The organism is Janthinobacterium sp. GMG1, assembly GCF_034427795.1.
Taxonomy (GTDB): Bacteria; Pseudomonadota; Gammaproteobacteria; order Burkholderiales; family Burkholderiaceae_D; genus Janthinobacterium.
Window position 1 is genome coordinate 131,890 of the sequence record NZ_JAXQNT010000008.1, and the last position, 23,100, is coordinate 154,989.

20 protein-coding genes are annotated in these 23,100 nt (G+C 65.0%); 16 read left to right on the plus strand and 4 right to left on the minus strand.

Translation table 11 applies throughout. The features are described from left to right. Position 1 precedes the first annotated feature (1 nt). Positions 2–526 (plus strand): hypothetical protein, encoded by a 525-nt coding sequence (locus SJI03_RS20830; RefSeq protein ID WP_322428419.1) that lies wholly within the window; start codon positions 2–4, stop codon positions 524–526. 78 nt (positions 527–604) lie between these two features. Next, a complete protein-coding gene (locus tag SJI03_RS20835; RefSeq protein ID WP_099379116.1) occupies positions 605–1,252 on the plus strand; it encodes an FABP family protein in 648 nt (215 codons plus the stop codon). On the opposite strand, the gene SJI03_RS20840 is transcribed toward SJI03_RS20835, so the two are convergent. Continuing rightward, positions 1,249–3,711 (minus strand): tetratricopeptide repeat protein, encoded by a 2,463-nt coding sequence (locus tag SJI03_RS20840; RefSeq protein WP_099379117.1) that lies wholly within the window; start codon positions 3,709–3,711, stop codon positions 1,249–1,251. The two genes, SJI03_RS20835 and SJI03_RS20840, sit on opposite strands and share 4 nt — an antisense overlap. Before the next feature lie 80 nt (positions 3,712–3,791). Then, positions 3,792–4,571, minus strand: coding sequence for a helix-turn-helix transcriptional regulator (locus tag SJI03_RS20845; protein WP_322428420.1), 780 nt, complete (start codon positions 4,569–4,571; stop codon positions 3,792–3,794). Positions 4,572–4,672: 101 nt separating this feature from the next. Here SJI03_RS20845 and SJI03_RS20850 point away from each other — a divergent pair, with 101 nt between their 5' ends. Further along, positions 4,673–5,563, plus strand: coding sequence for a DMT family transporter (locus tag SJI03_RS20850; RefSeq protein WP_322428421.1), 891 nt, complete (start codon positions 4,673–4,675; stop codon positions 5,561–5,563). A 32-nt stretch (positions 5,564–5,595) separates the two neighbouring features. Further along, positions 5,596–6,183 (plus strand): O-methyltransferase, encoded by a 588-nt coding sequence (locus tag SJI03_RS20855; protein WP_099379119.1) that lies wholly within the window; start codon positions 5,596–5,598, stop codon positions 6,181–6,183. Here the strand turns inward: SJI03_RS20855 and SJI03_RS20860 are convergent, their stop codons facing one another. Next, entirely contained in the window at positions 6,184–6,693 is a 510-nt protein-coding gene (locus SJI03_RS20860; RefSeq protein WP_322428422.1) for a GAF domain-containing protein, read from the minus strand. A 67-nt stretch (positions 6,694–6,760) separates the two neighbouring features. Continuing rightward, positions 6,761–7,651 (minus strand): LysR family transcriptional regulator, encoded by an 891-nt coding sequence (locus SJI03_RS20865; RefSeq protein ID WP_322428423.1) that lies wholly within the window; start codon positions 7,649–7,651, stop codon positions 6,761–6,763. A 91-nt stretch (positions 7,652–7,742) separates the two neighbouring features. On the opposite strand from SJI03_RS20865, the gene SJI03_RS20870 reads away from it, so the two are divergent. The 12 genes from SJI03_RS20870 to pdeM all read left to right on the plus strand — a co-directional run bounded on the left by SJI03_RS20870 (position 7,743) and on the right by pdeM (position 23,060). Continuing rightward, positions 7,743–8,729 (plus strand): aldo/keto reductase, encoded by a 987-nt coding sequence (locus SJI03_RS20870; RefSeq protein WP_322428424.1) that lies wholly within the window; start codon positions 7,743–7,745, stop codon positions 8,727–8,729. A 131-nt stretch (positions 8,730–8,860) separates the two neighbouring features. Then, a complete protein-coding gene (locus SJI03_RS20875) occupies positions 8,861–9,694 on the plus strand; it encodes a CheR family methyltransferase (protein WP_322428425.1) in 834 nt (277 codons plus the stop codon). Between the two features lies 1 nt (position 9,695). Beyond that, positions 9,696–10,304, plus strand: a complete 609-nt coding sequence (locus SJI03_RS20880) for a chemotaxis protein CheB (RefSeq protein WP_322428426.1) — start codon at positions 9,696–9,698, stop codon at positions 10,302–10,304. A gap of 106 nt (positions 10,305–10,410) precedes the next feature. Further along, positions 10,411–11,535 (plus strand): hybrid sensor histidine kinase/response regulator, encoded by a 1,125-nt coding sequence (locus tag SJI03_RS20885; RefSeq protein WP_099379122.1) that lies wholly within the window; start codon positions 10,411–10,413, stop codon positions 11,533–11,535. Next, on the plus strand, positions 11,532–14,930 hold the full coding sequence (locus SJI03_RS20890) for a PAS domain S-box protein (protein WP_322428427.1): 3,399 nt from the start codon (positions 11,532–11,534) through the stop codon (positions 14,928–14,930). The genes SJI03_RS20885 and SJI03_RS20890 overlap by 4 nt, the downstream gene beginning before the upstream one ends. A 48-nt stretch (positions 14,931–14,978) precedes the next feature. After that, entirely contained in the window at positions 14,979–15,377 is a 399-nt protein-coding gene (locus tag SJI03_RS20895) for an MAPEG family protein (protein WP_322428428.1), read from the plus strand. 111 nt (positions 15,378–15,488) lie between these two features. Next, on the plus strand, positions 15,489–16,604 hold the full coding sequence (locus SJI03_RS20900) for an ATP-dependent DNA helicase RecQ (RefSeq protein ID WP_322428429.1): 1,116 nt from the start codon (positions 15,489–15,491) through the stop codon (positions 16,602–16,604). Continuing rightward, on the plus strand, positions 16,601–17,158 hold the full coding sequence (locus tag SJI03_RS20905; RefSeq protein ID WP_322428430.1) for a RecQ family zinc-binding domain-containing protein: 558 nt from the start codon (positions 16,601–16,603) through the stop codon (positions 17,156–17,158). Before SJI03_RS20900 ends, SJI03_RS20905 begins: the two co-directional genes overlap by 4 nt. 89 nt (positions 17,159–17,247) lie before the next feature. Next, positions 17,248–18,279: a ligase-associated DNA damage response exonuclease gene (locus tag SJI03_RS20910; RefSeq protein ID WP_322428431.1), complete on the plus strand. Its 1,032-nt coding sequence runs from the start codon at positions 17,248–17,250 to the stop codon at positions 18,277–18,279. Further along, on the plus strand, positions 18,272–19,912 hold the full coding sequence (locus tag SJI03_RS20915) for an ATP-dependent DNA ligase (protein ID WP_322428432.1): 1,641 nt from the start codon (positions 18,272–18,274) through the stop codon (positions 19,910–19,912). The genes SJI03_RS20910 and SJI03_RS20915 overlap by 8 nt, the downstream gene beginning before the upstream one ends. Next, positions 19,909–22,374, plus strand: coding sequence for a ligase-associated DNA damage response DEXH box helicase (locus SJI03_RS20920; protein WP_322428433.1), 2,466 nt, complete (start codon positions 19,909–19,911; stop codon positions 22,372–22,374). Before SJI03_RS20915 ends, SJI03_RS20920 begins: the two co-directional genes overlap by 4 nt. Beyond that, complete coding sequence (gene pdeM, locus SJI03_RS20925) at positions 22,371–23,060, plus strand: ligase-associated DNA damage response endonuclease PdeM (protein WP_322428434.1); 690 nt, start codon at positions 22,371–22,373, stop codon at positions 23,058–23,060. The genes SJI03_RS20920 and pdeM overlap by 4 nt, the downstream gene beginning before the upstream one ends. Positions 23,061–23,100: the final 40 nt, after the last annotated feature.

Consider the following 23,100-nt stretch of genomic DNA (forward strand, 5'->3'; position numbering starts at 1 on the left):
CATGGATGAGGCGCGCCGGCTGCAGCTCATCGATATCGTCGCCGCGAAAACCGGCGTGGATGTCGCTTGCGCGGCGCGCCACCTGGCGCTGCATGACGACGAAGTGGCGGCCGCCCTGCGCGGCATCGACGTGGAACGCTACACGCTGACGCAGCGTCTGCTGAACAAGTACCGGCGCGATCCGGAAGACGCGCTGCAACACGTGGCGCTGGCCGTGCTGCAGCACGAAGGCATCCGCAGCGACAGCGTGCTGCGCACCGAGCGCATCGCGGCCCTGGCGCCGCCCGTCGCCGGCATGGTGCTGCTGGCCGAGTGGCTGGCCTATGTGGACTGGGAAGGCTTCGACAGCGCCCTATACGCGAATATCGACGCGGTGGCGGCATTCATCGCCGGCGGATTGGACCTGCCCGAAGTGGCCGCCAATCTGCTGCAAACGCGCGATGAAGCCGTGTTTGAAACGCAGCGCCTCGCGCTGGCGACAGCGGCCCTGCTGTTCATCGAGCGCCACACTACGCAGTTTCCCTGACGGCTGGCGCTTTGCCGCCGGGAGGCGCGCGTCTTACAATGTCGGCAAGCACTGTTGCCCCATTTTGAAGACTTCCGCATGAGCGATTTTCCCGAAGATATCTACACCGAGCCGTCCGCCGACGTGCATACCCTGAACAATCTGGGCCCCTTGACCGGCATGGCCGGCATCTGGACGGGCACGCGCGGCCTGGACGTCAAGCCGAAAGCGGACGGGCCGCGCAAGCAGGCGTTTGTCGAGCGCATCGAACTGCAGCCGATCGACCCCGTTACCAACGGCCCGCAACTGTTCTACGGCTTGCGCTACTACATCCACATCACCAAGCCGGATCAGGTCAAGACGTATCATGAGCAGGTCGGCTACTGGCTGTGGGAGCCGGCCACGGGCGCCGTGATCCAGACCCTGGCCATCCCGCGCGGCCAGATCGCCATGGCGTCCGGCATGACGACGGCGGACGCCACCAGTTTCGAATTGGTGGCCAAGCGCGATTCGACGGCCTACGGCATCTGCTCGAACCCCTTCCTCGAACACGCGTTCACCACCGTCGAATATCGCATCAAGGTCGATATCCACGCCGATGGCACCTGGGGCTACGACGAAGACACGGTCATGCTGATCCGCGGCAAGGACGAACCATTCCACCACACGGACCGTAACCTGCTGACAAAAGTCGCCGAGCCGACGCCGAACCCGATGGCCTTGCAGGCGCTGGCGGCGGCTGCTTAAGGTTGCCCCTGGGCGACGGCCTTGATCGCGCGTTCCTCGCCCATGGCGGCGGCGATCTTCCAGCGCTGCATGGCGCTGGCGCGGTCGGGGCGTTTTAATCCAGCACCTTCCCAGTCCATCAAGCCCAGGTTGTAGATGTCGCCCGCGCTGCCCTTGTCGGCGGCCAGGGTGAACCATTTGCGCGCTTCCTTGTGGTTGACGGGGATCTGGTAGCCGCGCACGTGGTACAGGCCCAACAAGTGCATGGCTTGCGCATTGCCCTTGTTCGCGGCCTGTTTCAGCAGGTCGAGTCCGCGCGCCATGTTGCGCGGCTCTTGCCAGCCTTCGGCCAGCATCACGCCTTTCGCTGTCAGCGCATAACTGTCGTTTTTCACGAGGCCCTTGCCGATCAGCGGCTTGGCGGCCAGCTGGCGCGCTGCGCGCTGCTGCGCCGTTGGCGCGGTGATGGGGCCGGGTTTGCCTTCGCCCATCAGCAGCATCCAGCCATACAGACCATACGCGCCCGCGTCACCCTTGCCGACCAGGCTTTCCAGCATGGCCAGTGCCTGCACCTTGTCGCCATTTTCATACAGCTTGACGGCCTTGGTGCTACTGGCATCTTGCGGCACGGTGGCTGGCGCATGCGGTGCGACGGGCGCCGATGCCATGGCCGTTTGCGGCGGTGGAGCAGCCGGGCGTACGCGCACGGGCAAGCCATAGCTGGCGGCCAGCACGGCCAGGCTGGCGGGCGCGAGGATCAGCACGTGCGCCAGCTGGTTGCGGCGGCCCTTGCCGGCGATGCCCATGGCCCGTTCCGCCTGCTGTTCGCCGCCCAGCGCTTCGCTCAGCACGTTTTTCACCTTGCGGTTGAACAGCCAGTAGCCGGCGCCCGTGACGAGCAAGCCGGCGACGGCGGCGGCACCGCGTCCGGCGAAAAACCAGGTGGCGATGGCGGCGGCCAGGGCGGCCAGCGCGCTTTTCCACCAGAATTGCTTGGCCAGCCGCGTGTAGACCTGGCGCAAGGCGCCCAGCACGCAGGTGCGCACATTTTGCGCATACTCGGCGGAGACGACGTCGACGTGCGCGTGGTCGGTTACTCCGCTGAGCACCGATTCAATCACGTCCGCATTCAGTTCCGAGGCGGCCACGTCGCGCAGCGGCGTGAGCAAACCCTGCACATGGGCCGAGAACAGGCCGTCGTCGGCGCTGCCGGCCAGCGCGTCGCTGAGCGCCTTGAGGTCGCCGCGCAGCAGTTTTTCCACGATGTCGTCCAGGGTCAGCCAGCGCAAGTCCGTGCCATACGCCACCAGGTGGTGCTTTTCGGCGTTGCACGATGCGTCCAGGCGCACGATGCGCAGCTTGGCCGCATACAGGGCGTCGACTTCCTGCGGCTGGTCTTCATTGTAAATGCTCACTTTCGCCAGGGCCAGGCTGCTGGCAATGGCCGCCAGTGAGTGCACGCTCTCCTTGTCGCGGATACGGCGCGCATCGTCGGGCGCCTGCTTGGGCAGGCTGACGCTGTAGCCTGGCGTCACGTGCACGTCGACCCAGGCCGCCTTGCCCACCTTGCCGGAACCGTCGCACGGGTTGCAGCGCAAATCGCCCACGCCGCTGCAGGTGCGGCACGTCACCTTGCCGCTGGCGCGGCAGGTGCCGCAATTGATGCTGCCGGAACCGTGGCAGGTGCTGCAACTGACCTTGCCGTAGCTGCAATGGTAGCAAGAGCGGTATTCGGTGCGGTACTGGGCGCGCGTTTCGCTGTGGTAGCTGGTGTGCGAGCTGCCGTTGCTGTAAGTGGTAGTGGGTACTTGCACCGTGACGTAGTCGGTGACTTGTTCGGACACCGTGCCGCTGCCGCTGCAATACGAGCACGACACCTTGCCGCTGCCGTAGCAGCCATACGCGTCGCAGCTGACGGTGCGCCCGCCGTGGCAGCTCCAGCATGTTTCCGTCGTCAGACCGTGGCAGGTGTGGCAGCCGATGCGGCCTTTGCCGGTGCAGTTGCTGCAGGTATCGAGGTGCCAGTACTTGACGGCGTGCGGCAGGTAGACGCCCGCTTCGATGCCGTTGTAGGCCTGGCCTGCCTGGCGCAAGGCATTGTCGAGTTTGCCCGCCGCGCGGCGCAGTCTTTCCTTTTCCTGCGCGTGAGCGAGCGCTCCCACCTCGTGGGAGCCACAGCGGCAGTCATTGCCCGCCGGCGTGAAATAGCCATTGATGACGCGCTGCTCGAAGCGCGCCTCGAGCGCATAGTTCGCCTGCAGGGAAAAATCCTGCAGCACGTCTTCCTCGCCCAGCGGCGTGATGTCGTGCGGCTCGAAGCGCGTCTTGTCCTGTACCAGGGCGCGCAGCTTGCCCAGCACCGTGGGTATCTCTTCCTTGTCGAGCTTGAGGGGCGCAGGCGCCGTCACGGTCGTTGCTGATGCCTGGGGCATGTCCTCGCTGCCTTGGGTATCGGTGGCCGTTTCGGTGCTGGGGTTCATGCGCGTCCTTTTGCTCTCTGGAAAGATGTTTGAATTTTAGCATCCCCATATGACAAAGCCGACAGCCCTGGTCCGCTTTTTCAGCGCAGGCCGCGGCGGAACTGGTCCGGCGTGCCGCCGCTTTGCCGGCGAAACATGGCGATGAAAGCGGAAGCCGTGCTGTAGCCCAGTTCCAGCGCGATGGCCTGCACGGTGTCTCCCCGTTCCAGCAGGGGCAGGGCGGCCAGGAAACGCTGGCGCTGGCGCCATTCGCCGAACGGCATGCCCAGTTCGCGCTGGCAGCGCCGGGCCAGAGTGCGCTCCGTGACATGCAGTTGCGCGGCCCACTCCGCCAGTGAGCGGTTACTGCCCGGCTCCGCCTGCAGGGCGGCCAGCAGCGCCGCGATGACGGGCTCGTCGCTGCCCGGCAGGTAGTTGCGGCTGCACGGCGCCAGCTGCAACTGGTCCACCAGCACCTGCGCCAGGCGCTGGTCGGCTTCGGTGGCGGGCGTGGTGACGCCCCGTTCGGCAAAGTCGCCGAGTATGGCTTTCAGCAAGGGACTCAATACGAGCGCGCACGGCTGGGCCGGCAGTTGTGCGCACAGGCTGGCGTCGATGTAGGCCGAGTGAAACACGACATCCTGGCGGATATAGCCATCGTGCAAGGTCTCGGGCGGTATCCACACGGCGTACTGGGGCGGCGACAGATAGCGCTGGCCCGCCACCATGATTTCCATCACGCCCGTGGAGCAATACGTGAGCTGGCCCCACGGATGGCTCTGGTAATCGAACTGCTGGTGCGCGTGATAGTCGTCGAGACGGAAATACACGGGATAGGGCAAGGCGTCGGAAACGGCGGGGAAATGCTGGTTGCTGGCCATGGTGTCTTTGTCCTGTTCTTCGCATCATTTGTCCGGTATTCATTATATCCATGGAATCGGACCATGCGAAAATGGCGGTCTTGACTAATGGAGTACGCCGCATGCAAGTGAAACACTATCTGTTACCCGTGATCGCCGTGCTGATCTGGGCCATCAATACCATCGTCAGCAAGATGGCTGTCGGCGTGATCGATCCGGCCGCCATCTCGTTCTACCGCTGGCTGCTGGCCGGCGTGCTGCTGGCGCTCGTGTTCGGCCGCGCCGTGTGGAAGCAGCGGGCCGTGGTGCAACCGTATCTTGGGAAATTGTTTGTGCTGGGCATGTTGGGCATGGTCATGTACCAGTGCCTCGCCTACATCGCCGCGCAAACGACGACGGCGACGAATATGGGCATCCTGGCGTCCATGATGCCGCTGCTGGCCGTGGGCCTGTCCGTATTGTTGTTGAAAGAAGCGCCCACCGTGGGCGGCGTGTTTGGCGGCCTCGTGTCGCTGCTGGGACTTGGCTACTTGCTCAGCCATGGCGACCCGGCCGCTTTGCTCGCCCATGGCGCGGCCGTGGGCGATGCCCTGATGCTGCTGGCGTGCCTGTCGTATGCGGGCTATGGCGTGCTGCTCAAGCGCTGGAAGATTCCCCTGAATAACTGGCACTCGCTGCTGATCCAGGTCTGGTGCGCCGTGCCCGTGCTGTTCGTGTATTACCTGAGCCAGTCCGCGCCGCCCGTCACCAGCGCCGGCCTGCCGCTGGTACTGTTTGCTGGCATTCCCGCGTCCATCATCGCGCCGTTCCTGTGGATGCACGGCCTGGCCAAGCTGGGGCCGAGCCGCGCGACGACCCTGATGAATCTGCTGCCCGTGTTCACGGTGATCATCGCCATGCTGTTCCTCGGGGAAACCTTGCACAGCTACGACGTGATCGGTGGCGGCGTGACCCTGCTGGGCGTGGTGATGGTGCAATATCTGAAACGTCCGCTGCGCCGCGCCAGCGCCTAGTGCTATGCTGGTGTTTTGAACAAGGAGCCATCATGCCGGACATTGATACCCTGTTGAGCGAACTGGAAGCATTTGGCAGCAGCAACGATGCGGCGCATGCGGAGCGGGCCAGCCGCATGCTCAACATCACGCGCGACACGGGCGAGCTGCTGGCCGTGATGGTGCACGTGCGCGGTGCGCGGCGGGTGCTGGAAATCGGCACCTCGAACGGCTATTCCACCCTGTGGCTGGCGCGCGCCGTGCAGGCGCTGGGCGGCAAGGTGGTGACGGTGGAAAAGGCGCAGGACAAGTTCGACATGGCACATGCCAACTTTGTGCGCGCGCAATTGCAGGGCGTGATAGGGCAACTGCTGGCGGACGCGGGCGACGTGCTGCGCGATGCGGCGGACGGCGCCTACGATTTCATCTTCCTCGATTCCGCGCGCCAGCAATACGCGCAATGGTGGCCGCAGCTGGACCGCGTGCTGGCGGCCGGCGGCGTGCTGGTGGTCGACAACGCCAGTTCGCACTACGCGGACATGGCCGGTTTTATCGAGGCCATCCGCGCCGACAGCCGCTACACGACGTGCCTGGCCACCGTCGGCAAGGGCGAATTCATCGCCGTCAAGGCAGGCAACTAGTTATTCAGCAACGATAGCCGCTTCCAGCACGCGCACCAAGGATTCGACGCCTTGCGCGTCGACTTCGTCGAAGCGGCCGATCAGGGGGCTGTCGAGGTCGAACACGCCGATGATCTGGTCGTGCGCAAACACGGGCACCACCAGTTCCGAGCGGGAATTGACGTCGCAGGCGATGTGGCCAGGAAACGCGTGCACATCGTGCACGACGATGGACTTGCCTTCGACCACCGTGGTGCCGCACACGCCGCGGCCCTTCTTGATGCGGATACAGGCCGGTTTGCCTTGGAACGGCCCCAGCACCAGTTCCTCGCCTTTCAGGAAATAAAAGCCGGCCCAGTTGAGGCCCGGCATCGTATTGAAGACCAGCGAACTGAAGTTGGCCGTATTGGCGATGAAATCGGTCTCGCCTGACAGCAAGCCTTGCAGCTGCGAGCGCAAGTCCGCATACATGGCTTGCTTGGCTTCTGAGGTATCGGTGCCGTAGGCGGCGTCGCTGATGGTAAACGTCATGGTCGTGGTGGCGCGCAAAATGGGGAAGGCGTTATGGTAGCGCGTCTGGCCTGTCCGCGTGCGGCGTTCACTTTTGCAGATGTTCCACCGCCAGCTGGCGCAGCAGGGGCAGGGCTGCATGGTCGTGATCTTTCCGCCAGGCAAGGCCGATGCCGGCCGCCAATTCCTTTCCCTCCACCAATGGCCGGTAGGCCACGCCAGCCAGGCGCAGCGCGCGGAAGGAGTCGGCCAGCAGGGCCATGCCCTTGCCGGCCGCCACATCGCCGAGCAGCACATGATGGTCGGGCGCTTCGCGCAGGAAGACGGGGGCGAAGCCATGCCGGCGAAATACTTGCTGGCAATGGTCGAAAAAGGCAGGCTGGCGCGCCCGTTCGAACCAGTAGACGGATTCCTGGGCGATATCGGCCAAGCTGAGCTTGCGCTTTTTCGCCAGCCGGTGCCCGGCGGGCAGGGCCAGCATCATGGGCTGGCGCGCCAGCGGCTGCACGGCCAGTTCGAACGTGGCGCTGGGTAGCGCGAGCAGGGCCGCATCGAGCTGGCCCTTGCGCACGGCCGCGACCAGGCGCGGCGAGGGAGCGGACGTCAGTTCCAGGCGCACATCGTGTAGCTGATCTTCCAGCGCCGCCAGCAGCGGGCGGAACAGGCCGGCCGCCACGGAACTTGTCAAGCCCAGGCGCAGGCGCGCGGGCGCGCTGTCTTGCCGCAGCGACGCTTGCGCCATCTCCAGCAAATCGAGGATGTGCATGGCCTGTGGCAGCAGAGTGCGTCCCGCTTGCGTCAAGGCCACGCCCTGCGTGTCGCGCTCGAAAAGGCGTGCGCCCAGCCGCTCTTCCAGCACCTTGATGGCGCGCGACAGGGGCGGCTGGGTCATGTGCAACTGCTCCGCCGCCTGGCGGAAATTCAGGCAGCGGGCGACGGCGCAAAACAGTGTCAGGGCATGGGTATCGAGGACTCTCATACCAGAAAGGTATCACGAAATCGCGCATTCCCCCGCCAGCCGGCGCGGCCTAGACTGGCCGCATTGACATCAACGATTGAGGGAGATCAACATGCAACAACGACGGATCGGCAATAGCGGCTTGACCAGCTCGGCACTGGGCCTGGGCTGCATGGGCATGTCGGAATTTTATGGCGCCACGGACGAGGCGCAATCCTTGGCCACCCTGGAAGCGGCCCTGGCGGCGGGTGTGACCCTGTTCGACACGGCCGACGCCTACGGTTTTGGCCACAACGAGCAATTGCTGGGACGTTTTTTGAGCAGCCATCGCGGTCAGGCCCTGGTCGCCACCAAGTGCGGTCTGGCGCGCGCGGCGGGCAGCTATGCGCGCCGCGTCGACAATTCCCCCGCCACCATCCGCCAGGCGTGCGAAGCGTCGCTGACGCGCCTGGGCGTGGAGAGCATCGACCTGTTCTATCTGCACCGCCTGAACCTGGAGACGCCACTGGAAGAATCGATGGGCGCGCTGGCGCAACTGCGGCAAGAGGGAAAGATCCGCGCCGTCGGTCTGTGCGAAGTGAGCGCCGCCACCTTGCGGCGCGCGGCGGCGATCTGCCCCGTGGAGGCCGTACAGAGTGAATACTCGCTGTGGACGCGCGAGCCGGAGCAGGGCGTGCTGGCCGCCTGCCGCGACGTGGGCGCCAGTTTCTTTGCCTACAGCCCGTTGGGCCGGGGATTTTTGACGGGCGCCATTGCCGATGCGGCCAGTCTCGACGCGGGCGACTTTCGCCAGTTCAATCCCCGCTTCGCTACCGATAACCTGGCGCGCAACCAGGCCATCGTCGCGCAGCTCAGGGATATTGCGCGCGCAAAAGGCTGCACGCCGGCCCAGCTGGCGCTGGCCTGGCTGCTGGCGCAAGGCGACGACGTCATTCCCATCCCCGGCACCAAGCGCATTGCGTATCTGCACGACAACCTCGGCGCGCTGACCGTGCGGCTGGACGGTGCCGAACTGGCGGCGATGAACGCGGCCTTTCCCTTGGGCATGGCGGCGGGGGCGCGCTATACGGAGGAGGGCATGAAGGGCGTGGATGCCTGAAAAAAGACGCGTGAGTGTACGCCAGCGTACCTAACTGAAGCTTTTCCTGCGGGATAATCGGCGACGATCTGCTAGCATTTGGCAGTGACTACGCGGTGCGTATTGCACCGCGTTCAATGGTCAGGTATCCGATGAGGTGGATGTTGTTAGAGGACGATATTTTCGATATAGAACTGAAATTGTTGCTTGAGGGAATCTTGTTGAGATATCAGCACGATTTCCGTGATTATTCGGTAGCGTCGCTGCGCCGGCGCATGCGCCAGGCCATGGAGCGCTTCGGCTGCGTCAGCCTGTCGCAATTGCAGGACCGCATCTTGCACGAGCCAGCCATGTTCGCGCAGATGTTGCAGTTTTTCACGGTGCAAGTGAGCGAGATGTTCCGCGATCCCGCCTATTTCCGCGCCTTGCGCGAAAAAGTCGTGCCCATCCTGCATACCTATCCTTCCATCAAGATTTGGGTGGCGGGCTGCAGCAGCGGCGAAGAGGTGTGGTCGCTGGCCATCTTGCTGGAAGAGGAAGGCTTGCTTGAACGCAGCATGATTTACGCGACGGATATCAACGTGGAAGCGCTGGCCGCCGCCGAAGCGGGCATCTATCCAGTCGAGCGCATCGCCCAGTTCAGCGAGAATTACCAGTTGGCGGGCGGCAAGCGTTCGCTGTCCGACTATTACACGGCCGCCTACAAGGGCGCCATCTTTGAGCGGCGCTTGCGGCGCCAGTTCGTCTTCGCCGACCACAGCCTGGCGACGGACAGCGTGTTTTCGGAGGTGCATATGGTTTCCTGCCGTAACGTCATGATTTACTTCAATAAAGACTTGCAAGACCGCAGCCTGGGCCTGTTCCACGAAGCGCTGGTGAACCGGGGCTTCCTGGGCCTGGGCATGAAGGAAAGCCTGCATTTCAGCCGCCATGCGGCCAGCTTCAACGAGCTGAGCCCGGCTGAACGTATCTTCCAGCGTGCCTGACATGCTGCCGACCTGCGACGTGGCGCCGCCGCCTGCCGGCCTGCGCCTGATCGCCATCGGCGCCTCGGCTGGCGGCGTGGAAGCGCTGGGCATCGTGCTGCGCGCCTTGCCCGCCACCTGCCGCGCCGCCGTGGTGGTGGTGCTGCACCTGGCGCCGGGCCGCTCGAGCCAGTTGCCGCATCTGTATGCGGCACGCTGCGCGTTGCCCTTGCGCGAAGCGCAGGACAAGGAGCCCTTGCAGGGTGGCACCGTGTATTTCGCGCCACCTGATTACCACCTGCAAGTCGAACCCGATGGCTGTTTTTCCCTGTCGCAGGAAGCACCCGTGTATTTTTCGCGCCCGTCCATCGATGTCTTGCTGGAAACAGCAGCGTACGCCTACCGGCGCGCCATGCTGGCCATTATCCTGACAGGTGCCTCGGCCGATGGCGCGGCGGGCCTGGCGCGCGTGCGGCAGCTGGGAGGCGGTGCCTGGGTGCAAGATCCGCAGCGGGCCAGTTGTGGCATCATGCCGGCCGCCGCGCTCAAGCGGGCCGGCGCCGACCGCGTGCTCGATTTGCCGCAGATGGCTGCCAGCCTGGCATTGCTCGGCGATGACGAACGCAAGTGAATGGGAATAGTGCAGTGCGTGTAATATATGTGAGAATTGAAACAATGTTTATGTCCATATCGAAACACGATGGCATCTTGCCGTTGCGATGCCTGAAGACTGATCCGTGACCGCCCCTATCCATATTCTCGTCGTTGACGACATCGCGCAAAACCTGGTCGCCGCCGAAGCCGTGCTGGCACGGCCCGGTATTGTCATCCTGAAGGCAAGCTCGGGCGCGCAAGCGCTGGAATTGCTGTTGACGCACGAGGTCGCAGTGGCCCTGATCGACGTGCAAATGCCGCAGATGGATGGTTTTGAACTGGCCGAGCTGATACGCGGCAGCGAACGCACGCGCAGCATTCCCCTGATTTTCCTCACGGCGGCGTCGCGCGAACCGAGCTACAGTTTCCGTGGCTACGAGGCGGGCGCCGTCGATTTTTTGTACAAGCCCATCGACGTGAAGGCCTTGCAAAGCAAGGTCGCCGTGCTGGTCCAGTTGTACCAGCAGAAACGCGAATTGTCGGCTCAGCTCGACGAGCTCAAGCATGCCCTGCACCTGAATGAACTGTTCACGGCCGTGCTGGGCCACGACTTGCGCACGCCCCTGTCGGTGGTGATGAACGGTGCCATGCTGTTGCCGATGATGAGCGACCACCCGAAGGTGATCGTCACGGCGCAGCGCATCGAAAGCAGCGCCAAGCGCATGGCGCGCATGGTCGACCAGTTGCTGGACCTGGCGCGCATCCGTTCCGGCACGATGGAGTTGCGCAGCAGCACGCACGACTACCTGGCACTGGCGCGCGCCATCGTCGAGGAATTCGAGACGGCTGGCCAGGTCCCGCGGGTCGAAGTCAGCAGTGTGGGCGAGCTGCGCGGGCAATGCGATGCGGGCTTGCTGTCGCAAGTCATCTCGAATCTGTTATGCAATGCTCTCACGCATGGCGAGGCGGGCACGCCGGTGCAGCTGGCCCTCGATGGGCGTGCTGCGGACAGCATTGAGTTGCGCATCGCCAATCGCGGCGTCATCCCCGCCGCCCTGCTGCCGACCCTGTTCGAGCCGTTCCAGCAGGCAGGCGAAAAGCGCAGGACGGGGCAGGGTCTGGGGCTGGGCCTGTACACGGTGAATATGTTCGTCAAGGCCCACGGCGGCACGGTCGAGCTCAGTTCGACGGCCACGCAGGGCACGCTGGCGACCGTGCGCATCCCGCGCCAGTGCCAGGTGCGCGTGCAAGCGGGACTGGCCACATGAGCGCGCCAGCCTGGCCGCGCGGCGGCGGCCGCATGGGCGAGCTGGTGCGCCAGCGCGACTGGTCCGCCACCAGCCTGGGCGCCCTCGATGGCTGGCCGGCCAATTTGCGCACCAGCGTCGACATCGTCCTCAATTCGCCGATGGCGATGGTGCTGATGTGGGGGCCGCAGCACGTGATGATTTACAACGACGACTACATCCAGATCGCCGGGGCGCGCCATCCGGCGGCGCTGGGCGCTACGGTGCCGGCCGTCTGGCCCGAAATCTGGGACTGGAACGCGCGCATCCTCGAAGCGGGATTGCGCGGCGAGACCCAGGTGCACCGCGAATGCTGTCTGCCGCTGTTGCGCGACGGACAGCGCGCGGATGTCTGTTTCGACCTGTATTACGCTCCCGTGCATGGCGCCGGCGGCCAGGTGGATGGCGTGCTGTGCACGGCGCTGGAATTGACGGCGCGCATGGAGGAGGGGCGTCAGCTGAAGCTGGCCACGGCCGAACTGGGCGAACTCAACACCACCTTGCAAGCCGAGAGCGAGGCCGTGCGCGCGGCCAACCGCCGCCTGGGCGAGGAACGCGCGCTGTTGCGTGCCCTGTTCCAGCAGGCGCCCAGCTTCATGGCCATGCTGCGCGGACCGCGGCACGTGTTCGAATTGGCGAATGAGCATTATCTGCGCCTGGTAGGGCACCGCGATCTGCTGGGCAAGACAGTCGAAGTAGCCTTGCCCGAAGTTAAGGAACAAGGCTTCATCGCGCTGCTGGATCAGGTCTACCGCACGGGCGAACCTTACGAGGGGCGCCAGGTCAAAGTGGATTTGCAGACGGCGGATGGGCAGACGGGCCAGCGCCAGATCGATTTCGTCTACCAACCCATCAAGGATGACGAGGGCGTGGTCACGGGCATCCTCGTCGAAGGCATCGACGTTACCGAGCGCATGGAAGGCGAGGAGCGTTTGCGCCTAGCCCAGCAGGCCGGTGGCATTGGCACCTTCGAATGGTTTCCCGAGACGGGCGCGATGCTGGTATCGCCCACCTTCCGCCGCTTGTGGGGCATTGCCGACGAGGTGGAGGTGACGGAACGCCTGCTGGTGAGCCTGGTCGATGCGCGCGACCAGCAAAAGGTCGGGCCGAGCAAGCTGGACCTGACGCCCAATCCCCTCGAATACGTGGAATACCGCATCCGCCGTCCCGCCGATGGCGCGCTGCGGTGGATCGCGCGCCAGGGCGAGGTGGTGGCGGGCCGCGTACCGGGCCAGCGCCGCTACGTGGGCGTGTCGTTCGACGTGACGGAGCGGCGCCAGATCGAGGATGAACTCAACGCCAGCCAGGAGCGCATGGCCGCCATTTTCGGCCAGGCTTCGGTGGGTTTGTCCGAGCTGGGCCTCGATGGCCGTTTCCAGCGCGTCAATGGCGCCCTGTGCCGCATGCTGGGGCGTTCCGCCGAAGAATTGCTGAGCCTGAACATGAATGACATCATGCATCCGGCGGACGTGCCTGGCAACAGCGTGCTGTTCCAGCGCCTGGTGGAAACGGGTGAGTCGTTCTCGCTGGAAAAGCGCTACCTGAAACCCGATGGTTCGCAAGTGTGGGTGTCGAGCAATGTCAGCCGCCTGGTCGATGAGCAGGGTCATACGCGTTCCTTGATCGCCGTCAAGACGGATATCACGGACCGGCGCCGCGTGGAAAAAGCGCTGCATGAATTGAACGAAACGCTCGAACACCGGGTCGAACAGGAAGTCAACGAGCGCACCAAGGCGGAAGACGCCTTGCGCCAGGCGCAAAAGATGGAAGCCGTGGGGCAACTGACAGGGGGGATCGCGCACGATTTTAATAATGTGCTGCAAATCATTTCCGGTAATTTGCATTTGTTGCATCATCTGGCGGGCACGGATGGCTTGATGCGCCAGCGCCTGGACACGGCGATTGCCGCCGTCGAGCGGGGTGCCAAGTTGTCGTCGCATTTGCTGGCGTTTGCGCGGCGCCAGCCCTTGAAACCCGTGGTGGCCGACCTGGCGCGCGTGGTGCGCAACATGGATGCGCTGCTGCGGCGCGCCCTGGGTGAAGCGATCGACATCGTGCTGGTGGGCGGCGGCGGACTGTGGAATACCCTGGTCGACCGCAGCCAGATCGAGAACGTCATCCTCAACCTGGCCATCAATGCGCGCGATGCCATGGATGGCGTGGGCAAGCTGACCATCGAGCTGGGCAACGTCGTGCTCGACGAACAGTATGTGCACAACCTGGTCGACGTGCCGGCCGGCCAGTACGTGATGCTGTCGGTGACCGATACGGGCCGTGGCATGAGCGGCCCCGTGCTGCAGCGGGCCTTCGAGCCGTTCTTCACGACCAAGCCGGAAGGCGCGGGCACGGGCCTGGGCTTGTCGATGGCGTACGGCTTTGTCACGCAAAGCCGCGGCCATATCCGCATCTACAGTGAACCTGGCGTGGGCACGGGAGTCAAAATCTATTTGCCCCGTTCCCTGATGGCGGAAGCGGACGAGGAACTGGAATTGAGCGGCGTCGTCACGGGCGGCACGGAAACCGTGCTGGTGGTGGAAGATGACGTGGGCGTGCGCACCACTGTGGTCGATATGCTCGGTGCGCTCGGTTACCAGGTGCTCAAGGCCGAGGATGGCGAAAGCGCGCTGGCCGTGCTGCACAGCGGTGCGCAGATAGACTTGCTGTTTACGGACGTGATCATGCCCGGTCCCGTCAGCAGCACGGAGATGGCGCGTCAGGCGCGCGAATTGCAGCCTGATATCGCCGTCTTGTTTACTTCGGGCTACGCACAGGATGTCATCGTGCACGAAGGCAGGCTCGACGCGGGCGTGGAATTGCTCAGCAAGCCATACCGGCGCGAAGAGCTGGCGCGCAAGCTGCGCCATGTGCTGGCCAACCGTCAGCAACAAATGCGTGCGCGCCAGTTTGAACGGTCCGGTGCGCCGGTGGCCGGCACGCTGGCAAGCGGCAGCACGGCGGCCAGCCTGTTGGGGGGCGGCACGCCGGGGCTGGACTTGACGGGGCATGCGCCAGAACCGCAGGGGGACATGCCGACATCCATGAAGATACTCGTGGTGGAAGACAATCTCGATTCCCAGCTGATGGTATGCGAACTGGTGGGCATGCTGGGCCACACGGTGAGCGGCGTGTCCGATGGCGAGGCGGCGTGGGAATTGCTCAACGAGCAAGACTTCGATATCCTGTTTACGGATGTCAGCCTGCCCGGCATGTCCGGCATCGCGCTGGCGCGCATGGTGCTGCGCGAGAAACCGGACATGCGCATCATCTTTTCCACCGGCTATGGCAAGGAATCGATGGATGAGCTGGGCTTTTCCGCCAGCGTCTTGCGCAAGCCCTATGATTTGATGGAGTTGCAAGCGGCACTCGACCAACCCTGACGGGCACGCGCCGGCACGGCTTGCCTGTCTCACCCGCAGAGGTAAGACATGACCCCTGAACTGACGATGCTGGCTTGTACTTTGGTGCTGGCGCTGGTGCAAATCCTGCTGCCCGCGCTGTTTCGCACGCGCGAGACAGGCACGGCCTATAACGTGAGCGCGCGCGACGGCGACGGGCCGCCCGTCGGCAAGATCACGGGCCGCTTGCGGCGGGCCCAGGCGAACCTGTTCGAAACCCTGCCCCTGTTCGCCACCGCCGTGCTGATCGCCCACGTGACGGCGCAGGAAAGCGCGCTGACCCTGTACGGTGCCGCCCTGTACCTGGCCGCGCGCGTGCTGTATTTACCGCTGTACGCGTTCGGCGTGCCCGTCGTGCGTACGCTCGTGTGGTGCGTGTCGATTGCCGGCTTGCTGATGCTGTTCTGGGCCATCCTCTTTACTTCCTGAAGTCCTACGCCGGCTGTGGCGCCCGTCCTATGGCGGTGCGCCAGGCCCGGCCGTAAAGTAACTGCACCTTGGCGCAGGGACGCCGGCAGTGTTACTTTCGGGACGGCAATAATGCATGCTTCAGTGTACAAGTCTGGTCGACACATCCAGCGCCTGCTGCGCACGGTCTTTGGCATGGCGCGGCTGCGCACGGGCCAGCAGGAAGTCATCGACAGCGTGCTGGCCGGGCGCGACACCCTGGCCATCATGCCCACCGGCAGCGGCAAGTCGCTGTGCTACCAACTGCCTGCCGCCCTGTTGCCGGGTGCCACTCTGGTCGTGTCGCCGCTGATTTCGCTGATGAAAGACCAGCTGGAAAAGCTGCACGAACTGGGCATCACGGCCGTGCAGCTCAACAGCAGCCTGTCGCGCGGGGAAGAGGACGAGGCCATCGCCCGCATCGGCCAGGGCGGCAGGCTCATCATCTTTTGCACGCCGGAACGCCTGGCGACGCCCGAGTTCCTGTCGCTGCTGGCCAGCGCGCCGCCCAGCCTGGTCGTCATCGATGAAGCCCATTGCATTTCCCAGTGGGGCCACGACTTCCGTCCCGCCTACCTGGACATCGCGGCTGCCTTGCGCGCGCTGGGCCGTCCGCCCGTGCTGGCGCTGACGGCCACGGCCACCGGGGAAGTGATAGACGATATCGACACGCAGCTGGAAGCGCGCAAGCTGCAGGTCATTAATACCGGCATCTACCGCGCCAATTTGCGCTACCGCGTGATCCAGGTGACGAATGCCGCAGAAAAACAGGATACCGCCTTGCGCCTGCTGCGCGAGACACCAGGCGTGGGCATCGTGTATGCGGCCACCGTCAAGGCCGTCGAGGACCTGGCGGCGCGGCTGGGGGACTTGGGCGAGAGCGTCACGTGCTACCACGGCAAGCTGGCGGCGCGCGAGCGCAAGCACAACCAGGATTTGTTCATGAATGGCGAACGCCGCATCATGGTGGCCACCAACGCCTTCGGCATGGGCATCGACAAGCCCGACACGCGCTTCGTCATCCACTTGCAGGTGCCTGCCAACCTGGAAGCGTACTACCAGGAATCGGGCCGGGCGGGGCGTGACGGCTTGCCCGCCGATTGCACCTTGCTGTATTTCCAGGAAGACAAGCGGGTGCAGCAGTTTTTCCTGGCCAAGCACTATCCCACGGAAGGTGAACTGGCTGCCATCATTGCGGTAGCGCAATGATGGCAGCCACGTTTGCTTTTGCTGCACTGGCGTCCAGCCTGCCCGAGTTTTCCGATGGCCACTTGAAGGTATGCCTGAAACTGTTGAAAGACGGCAAGCTGTTGCGCCAGGATCGCAAGCTGGGCTACCGTTTGACAGCGCCGTCGGCCGCCGCGCCTCCGTATGCGCAACTGGCGCAAATCTATGTCGACAAGCAGGAGCGCGACAAACAGGCGCTCGAGCAGATGGTGGCGTATGCGCAAAGTGGCCTGTGCCGCTGGAAACTGCTGCTCGATTACTTTGGCGATGCCGGCGATTTCGAGCGCTGCTGCGGCTGCGACAATTGCCAGTCGCCGCCCGCGCTGGCCGTACCCATCACCCTGGTCGAGTTGCCGCCAGCGCCTGGCCAAGTACCTGCGCCGGCGCCGGTACCCCAGATCGCCGTCGGCAGCCGCGTGCGCGTGCCCCGCTACCAGATTGGCACCGTGCTGTCCGTGGCGGGCGACCAGGTCACCATTGTCTTTCCGGAAGACACCACGCGTACCTTCATGGCGGAATTCGTCGTGCCCGCATGAAGCCATGGTGCGCTGTCGAACAGTGATCTGGCGCAAGCGCGCTAGAATCAGCCCATTCCAACGCGCTTTTTTAACGCAGGGAGCAGGGCATGGCAGACATGGTGGTGGTGCGCAAGGAAGGCTTGTATTGTGTACCGGGTCAGTTCTACATCGACCCGTGGCGCCCCGTCGAGCGCGCCATCATCACGCACGCGCACGCCGACCATGCGCGTGTCGGGCACCGGCATTATTTGTGCGCCGCTGCCGGCGAGCAAGTGCTGCGCGCGCGCCTGGGCGCCGTTTCCATCCAGGGCCTCGCGTATGGCGACAGCATCGAACACCACGGCGTGCACGTGTCGCTGCATCCGGCCGGCCATGTGCTGGGTTCGGCGCAGGTGCGCATGCAGCACGGTGGCGAAGTGTGGGTGGCGTCCGGCGACTACAAGCTGCAGCCCGACCCCACCTGCGCACCGTTCGAGCCCGTGCGCTGCGATACTTTTATTACGGAATCGACCTTCGGCCTGCCCATCTACCGCTGGCAGGCGCCGCAGGACGTTGTTGACGACATCAATCAGTGGTGGCGCAGGAATGCGGCCGAGGGACGCACCAGCGTGCTGTTCTGCTATGCCTTCGGCAAGGCGCAGCGCATCCTGGCGGGACTCGACGCCACCATCGGCCCCATTATCTGTCATGGCGCGGCGCAGGCCTTGACGCAGGTCTACCGCGAGTCCGGCGTGGCCTTGCCCGCCACCGTGATGGTGGGCGACGTCACGGACAAGGCGGCCCTGAAGACGGCGATGGTGATCGCGCCGCCGTCGGCCGCCGGCTCGCCGTGGATGAAGCGTTTCGGCGACTACAGCGATGCGTTCGCCAGCGGCTGGATGCTGCTGCGCGGCGCGCGCCGGCGGCGTGGCGTGGACCGGGGTTTTGTGCTGTCCGACCATGCCGACTGGCCCGGCCTGCTGCAAGCCATCCAGGCCACGCAGGCTGAACGCATCATCGTCACGCATGGCTCGATTCCCGTGATGGTGCGCTGGCTGCAGCAGAACGGCTGGCAGGCGGGCGGCTTCGAGACGGAATATGGCGACGACGAGGCGGAAGACAGCGTAGTTGCACAGCAGGAGGCAGCGTCCCATGCGTGACTTTGCCCGGCTGTACGCGGAACTCGATGAAACCACGTCCACCAGTCGCAAGCTGGCGGCCCTGCAAGCCTATTTTCGCGGCGCTTCGCCCGAGAATGCGGCCTGGGCCGTGTATTTCCTGGCCGGCGGCAAGCCGCGCCAGGCCGTGCCCACCAAGTTGCTGCGCGAGTACGCGACCGAGCGGGCGGGCCTGGACGCCTGGCTGTTCGACGAGGCCTATCACGCCGTGGGCGACCTGGCCGAAACCATCGCCCTGATCCTGCCCGCGCCCGCCAGACGCAGCGACATCGGCCTGGCCGAGTGGGTCGAGCAGCGCATCGCACCGTTGCGCGGCGCGGCGCCCGACACCATCCGCGCCGACTTGCTGGCCTACTGGGACGAGCTGGAAACGCGCGAACGTTTTTTGTTGATCAAACTGATCGGCGGCGGCTTTCGCGTGGGCGTGTCAAAACTGCTGGTGACGCGCGCGCTGGCCTCCATCGCCGCCGTCGATAGCAAGCTGATCGCCCAGCGCCTGATGGGCTGGACGGATGGCAAGGTCAGCCCCACGGGCGCGGGCTTTCTCAAACTGATCGCCGCGCAGTCGGAGGGAGAACATGCGCTGCGCGGCGGCCAGCCGTATCCGTTTTTCCTCGCGCACCCCTTGCAGACGGGGCCGGAGACGCTCGGTGACATCGGCGGCTGGCTGGCCGAATGGAAATACGACGGCATGCGCGCCCAGCTGCTGCGCCGCGAGGGCGTGAACTGGCTGTGGTCGCGCGGCGAGGAATTGATCACGGAGCGCTTTCCCGAACTGGCGCAACTGGCCTTGCCCGAGGGGACCGTGCTCGATGGGGAAATCCTCGTCTGGCAGCCGGGCGACGTGCCGGCGCCATTTGCCGATTTGCAACAACGCATGGGCCGCAAGAGCGTGTCGCCCAAGCTGCTGGCCGGGTTGCCCGCCGTGCTGGTGGCCTACGATGTGCTGGAAATGGATGGCGTCGATGTCCGCCAGCTGCCCCAGCTGGAACGCCGCGTGCTGCTGGAAAGCGTGGTGGCCCAGGTAAATGCTCCCGCGCTGCGTCTGTCGCCGCGCATCGAGGCGGCAAGCTGGGATGCGCTGGCGGCCATCCGCAGCGAATCGCGGGCGCGCGGCGTGGAAGGCTTGATGCTCAAGGCCGTGTCAGCCGCGTATGGCGTGGGCCGCACGAAAGACGTGGGCACGTGGTGGAAATGGAAGATCGACCCGTATGCCGTCGACGCCGTGCTGATCTACGCCCAGGCGGGCCACGGCCGGCGCGCGTCGCTGTACACGGATTACACGTTCGCCGTCTGGGATGAGGAGGGTGGTGAAGGTGGCGAGGAACGCAAGCTGGTGCCGTTCGCCAAGGCGTATTCGGGCTTGACGGATGCCGAGATCGCGCAAGTGGACGCCGCCATCCGCAAGACGACGATAGAAAAATTCGGCCCCGTGCGCAGCGTGCAGCCGACCATGGTGTTCGAAATCGGCTTCGAAGGCATCGCCGCGTCCAGCCGCCACAAGGCGGGCATCGCCGTGCGCTTTCCCCGCATCCTGCGCCGGCGTGACGACAAGGCCATCGCCGAGGCGGATACGCTGGCCACCCTGAAGGCCATGCTGGCCCAGGCCACATGAGCAAAAGCGCGCTGGCGCAGCGCATCGACGCGTGGTTTGCCGCACGCGACTGGTCCGTGTTCCCGTTCCAGCGCGCCGTCTGGCGCACCGCCGCCCAAGGGCAATCCGGTCTGCTGCATGCCAGCACGGGTTCCGGCAAGACGTATGCCGTCTGGTTTGGCGCCTTGCTGCGTGCCGAGCGGCTGGCGCGCAAAGGTAAAAAACAGGGCTTGCGCGTGTTGTGGATCACGCCCATGCGGGCGCTGGCGGCCGACACCGTGCGCGCCCTGCAAGGCTCTAGCGCCGACCTCGCTCCCGGCTGGCGCATCGAGGCGCGCACCGGAGATACCAGCGCCGCGCAGCGGGCGCGGCAGGCGAAAGCCTGGCCCGAGGTGCTGGTGACCACGCCGGAAAGCCTGTCATTGATGCTGAGCCAGGCGGATGCCCGGGAACGTTTCAGTCTGCTGGAAACCGTGATCGTTGACGAGTGGCATGAATTGATGGGCAGCAAGCGCGGCGTGCAGGTGCAGTTGGCGTTGGCCCGCTTGCGCCGCTGGAATGACGCATTGATGACGTGGGGTCTGTCGGCCACCCTGGGCAATCTGCGGCAGGCGCAGGATGTCTTGCTGGGCGAGGAAAACGCCGGCGTGCTGGTGGAAGGGAAAATTAAAAAACGCATCCTCGTCGACAGTTTGATCCCCGTCAACCCTACGCGCTTTCCCTGGGGTGGCCACCTGGGCATCCAGATGCTGCAACCGTTGATCGCCGAAATCGAGGGCAGCGCCACCACCCTGGTGTTTACGAATACGCGGTCGCAGGCCGAGCTGTGGTACCAGCATCTGCTCGATGCGCGCCCCGATTGGGCGGGACTGATCGCCCTGCACCACGGTTCGCTGGACCGCGAAGTGCGCGAGTGGGTCGAACAGCACTTGAAATCGGGTGAGCTGAAAGCCGTCGTGTGCACGTCCAGCCTGGACCTGGGCGTCGATTTCCTGCCCGTCGAGCGCGTGCTGCAGGTGGGCAGCGCGAAAGGCATCGCGCGCCTGGTGCAGCGGGCCGGGCGCAGCGGCCACGCGCCGGGGCGCATCTCGCGCGTCACGCTGGTGCCCACCAACAGCCTGGAATTGCTGGAAGCGGCCGCTGCCCGCGCCGCTCTGGCGCAGGGCCAGCTGGAAGCGCGGCCCGTGCCGGACAAGCCGCTCGACGTGCTGGTGCAGCACCTGGTGACGATCGCCCTGGGCGGCGGTTTCCAGTCGGGCCCATTGTATAAGGAAGTGCGCGCGGCCTGGTCCTACCGCGACCTCACTCTGGACGAGTGGCAATGGGCGCTCGACTTCGTCGCGCGCGGCGGGCAAAGCCTCACCGTGTATCCGGAATACCGGCGGGTGCTGCCCGATGAGGACGGCGTGTACCGCGTGCCGGACGTGGCGCTGGCGCGGCGCCACCGCATGAGCATCGGCACCATCGTGTCGGAAGCGGCGATCCAGGTCAAGTTCATGAGCGGCGGGCGGCTCGGCAGCATCGAGGAATCGTTCATCTCGCGCCTGAAGCGGGGCGACCATTTTTTGTTTGGCGGGCGCATCCTGGAATTCGTGCGCGTGCACGAAATGACGGCCTACGTGCGGCGCGCCACGGGCAGCCGCGGCGCCGTGCCGCGCTGGCAGGGTGGCAAGATGCCCCTGTCGTCGGAACTGGCGCATGCCGTGCTGGACCAGTTGCAGTTGGCGCAAGATGGGAAGGCCAGCGGGCCGGAAATGCGCGCGCTGGCGCCGCTGCTGGCCATCCAGCAAGCATGGTCCAGCCTGCCCACGCGTGCCAGCCTCTTGCTGGAAACCCTCTCCAGCCGCGAAGGCCACCACCTGTTCGTGTATCCGTTTGCGGGCCGCTCCGTGCACCTGGGCCTGGCGTCCCTGCTGGCGTACCGCATCGCGCGCGTGCAGCCGGCAACCTTGTCGATCGCCGTCAACGATTACGGCTTTGAATTGCTGGGCGCGGACGATGTCGATTTTGCGCCGCTGTTGACGGCCGCCAGCGGCGCCGGTATTGCCCTGTTCAGCACGGACAACTTGCTGGAAGACGTGCTGGCCAGCCTGAACGCGACGGAATTGTCGCAGCGGCGCTTCCGCGAAATTGCCCGCATCGCCGGCCTCGTGTTCCAGGGCTATCCGGGCCAGCCGAAAAGCGCGCGCCAGTTGCAGGCTTCGTCTTCGCTGTTTTTCGAGGTGTTCCGCAAGCACGATGCGGCCAATTTGCTGCTCACGCAGGCGCAGCGCGAAGTGCTGGAACAGGAACTGGAATTGACGCGCTTGCGCGCCACCTTGCGCGAGCTGCATGGACGGCGCATTTCCCTGCAGCCGTTGGCGCGGGCGTCGCCCTTTGCCTTCGGTCTGATGGTCGAGCGCTTCCGCGAACAGCTGACGACGGAAAAATTGTCGGACCGGGTGGCGCGACTGGTCAGCGCGCTGGAAAAGGCGGCCGCATGAGCGGGCGGCAGCAAGCGCACTGCGTGGTGGAGCTGGCCGGCGAGATGCTATGGCTGCTGGCGCACAAGGCCGTGTATTGGCCCGCGCGCAAGATGCTGGTCATCGCCGACATTCATTTCGGCAAGGCGGCCGCGTTCCGCGCACTGGGCGTGCCCGTGCCGCGCGGCACCACGACGCAAAACCTGCTGGCGCTCGACGCCTTGCTGGCCAGTTACGCCTGCGGGGAAATCGTTTTTCTCGGCGATTTCTTGCACGCGCGCGCCGCGCATGCGCCCGCCACCGTGGCCGCCATGCTGGCCTGGCGCGCGCGCCATCCGGACGTGCGTCTGACGGTGGTGCGCGGCAACCACGATGCGCATGCGGGCGATCCGGCCGCCGCGCTGGGGATACGCATGGTCGATGAACCGCACCAGGTGGGCAAGCTGTCGTTCTGCCATCACCCGGATACCGTCGCGCCCGGCTATGTACTGGCCGGTCACGTGCATCCCGTGTTTCACTTGCGCGCAGCAGGGACGGGACGACATGGGGGAGGCTTGCGCCTGCCGTGTTTCCTGCTGGGCCAGCAGCGCGCCATCTTGCCTTCGTTTGGCGCGTTCACGGGCGGCCATGCGGTGCGGCCCGCCGTTGGCGAGCGCGTGTATGTGACGGCGGACGCGGCAATTTTCCCGCTGCCTGCTAACTGCTGAGTGTCTGGTACTTTTGGTGGAAAACTGAAAGTAACTGCGC